Source organism: Paraburkholderia sp. 2C (genome assembly GCF_054589215.1).
Window position 1 is genome coordinate 27,247 of record NZ_BAAILL010000039.1, and the last position, 1,934, is coordinate 29,180.

Sequence of the window (1,934 nt, forward strand, 5' to 3'; positions counted from 1 at the left end):
GCGCATGCGCATTTCGTCGTCTGCGGCCAGATCGAGAAACGTATGCAACAGCGCATCAACCAGCGCGACGACATGCTCGGGCCGCACCGCGGCAAGCGCGGCGGAATCGCCCGTTTCGACCGGCGGGCATCCCGCGAGGCCGAACGCGAAGAGCGGGCCGTTGTGGTCGTCGCTGTTATTGCTATCGCTATCGTTTTGCAGCGCCGCAAGCCAGATATCGTGCGTATGGCCGAGCATCGCGAGTTGCTCGCCACCGTCGAGCTGCAAGGCGAACTTTGGCGAGAGCGCGGCGAAGCGCGCTTCGCTTTGCAGCAACGCGAGGATGGGCGCGGCGAGACGGCGTGTGTCGAAGAGCGCGGCGCGGTCGCAGCCGGCAGTGGGACTCAGCATGACGTTGCGCACGTCATCGGCCGCGGGATTGGCGAGCGGTGCCGCGCCCGCACCGCTTGCATCGGCCGCCGAGGCGCGTGGCCCCAACCCCGCCGCGAGCAGGCGCTCGATCAACGCAGGTTCTTCGCCGGCATGGACGCCGCGAACTTGCAGGTTCGCGCGGTTCGTCATTTCGATGACACCCGATGCATGCGCCCGCGCCGCATCGGCAATCGCCATTGCTTCGCGGTGTGAAAGCGCGCCCCCCGGCAGCCGGATGCGGCAGATGCCGCCATCGCGCGCGGCGACGATCCGCAGCAAGCCGGGGCATGCCGAGGTGCGCAGGGTGCCGATAGCGGTGGGAGCTTCGGATGAAACGTGGTTCAAGTCGATTACCGGGGTGAGCGTCGCGCGGTTCGTATTATGCCCTGTTTCGCATAGGGGAATCGCCGCGCGGGCGCCGCAGCCGGCATGGCGGATGTGGTGAACGGATATCGCCTGTCGTGCAGGCGCATCGCGACAATGAACGTATCTTCACCGCGCAAGGAGCGTCATCGGCAGCTAGTCGATCAGTTCTTCAGTATCAAGTGTCCGTTGCGAATCGAACAATTTGAACCTTGAAGGAATCGAACATGCAAACCATCAACATCTCCAACAATCAGCAGGTCGATCTGTATAACTCCAACTACGGCGATGACCAGCCTGCGCAACCGGCCGGCCCCACCAGTACGGTCCAATCGCGCCATCCGTCGGATGGCGGCAATGTTCAGTCGGACTCTGCCGATCGGCGGATTCTGCAGAAATGGGGGCCGGTGGCCACCCAGGCCCAGTACTCCGCGCTATCCGGCAAGGTCGACGCATTGACCGGCAGCGTCGATACAGTCAAAAACGATGTGGACGGAGTGCGATCGGACGTCAACGCCGTGAGGGCCGATGTCGCCGGCGTAAAGACCGATATCACCGGCATAAAGGGGGACGTCGGGACGCTCGCGCAGAACGTGAACGGCCTTACTGGGAAAATCGATGAGGTGCAAAACGGCGTGACGAACATCCAGGGCAAGTTCGCCGGGCTCGACAGGGGGATCGGCCGAATCGACAAGAACATCGAGGCGCTGAAAACACAGGGCGCTCAGTATGCGAAGGACCTGACCGATATCAAGGCGGCACTCGGCAATCTCGCACCGCGTATCGACGAAATCGGCGCCCAGACCAGCGGGCTGAAGGAGTTCGAGCAGTGGTTGAAGGATAACTGCAAAGTCACCAACAGCAATCATTGAAGCATCGGCGCCCGGCACCGGACCGGCCAAGGTGGCCAAGGTTGACCGGACGCCCTGAATGTTTCGCCGGGGCGCCTGCATCGCCTCGGCCCAGCCACCGCGCGCGGTATCATTGCGTTTCCTCAAGCGACCCGGCGTCGTTTCGATGTCAACGAATGCAGTGCAGCAATCCGATCGGAAATCGAACGTTCCTGATGCGCATGGCCGCGTCGAGCCCTGGCTAACGGTAATAGGAATCGGCGACGACGGCTTCGCCGGTCTGGGGCGCGCCGCGCGGCGCGCACTCTT

The 1,934-nt window shown here is 63.3% G+C and carries 1 protein-coding gene and 1 pseudogene; one reads left to right on the plus strand and one right to left on the minus strand.

Annotation, left to right across the window (positions count from 1 at the left end):
- Nucleotides 1–756: pseudogene (locus ACYPXD_RS17835) on the minus strand (precorrin-3B synthase); the annotation flags it as partial.
- 245 nt (nt 757–1,001) lie between these two features.
- Here ACYPXD_RS17835 and ACYPXD_RS17840 point away from each other — a divergent pair.
- The gene (locus tag ACYPXD_RS17840) at nt 1,002–1,646 is read left to right on the plus strand and encodes a zinc ribbon domain-containing protein (RefSeq protein ID WP_459713963.1); all 645 of its coding nucleotides are present in this window, start codon (nt 1,002–1,004) and stop codon (nt 1,644–1,646) included.
- Nucleotides 1,647–1,934: the final 288 nt, after the last annotated feature.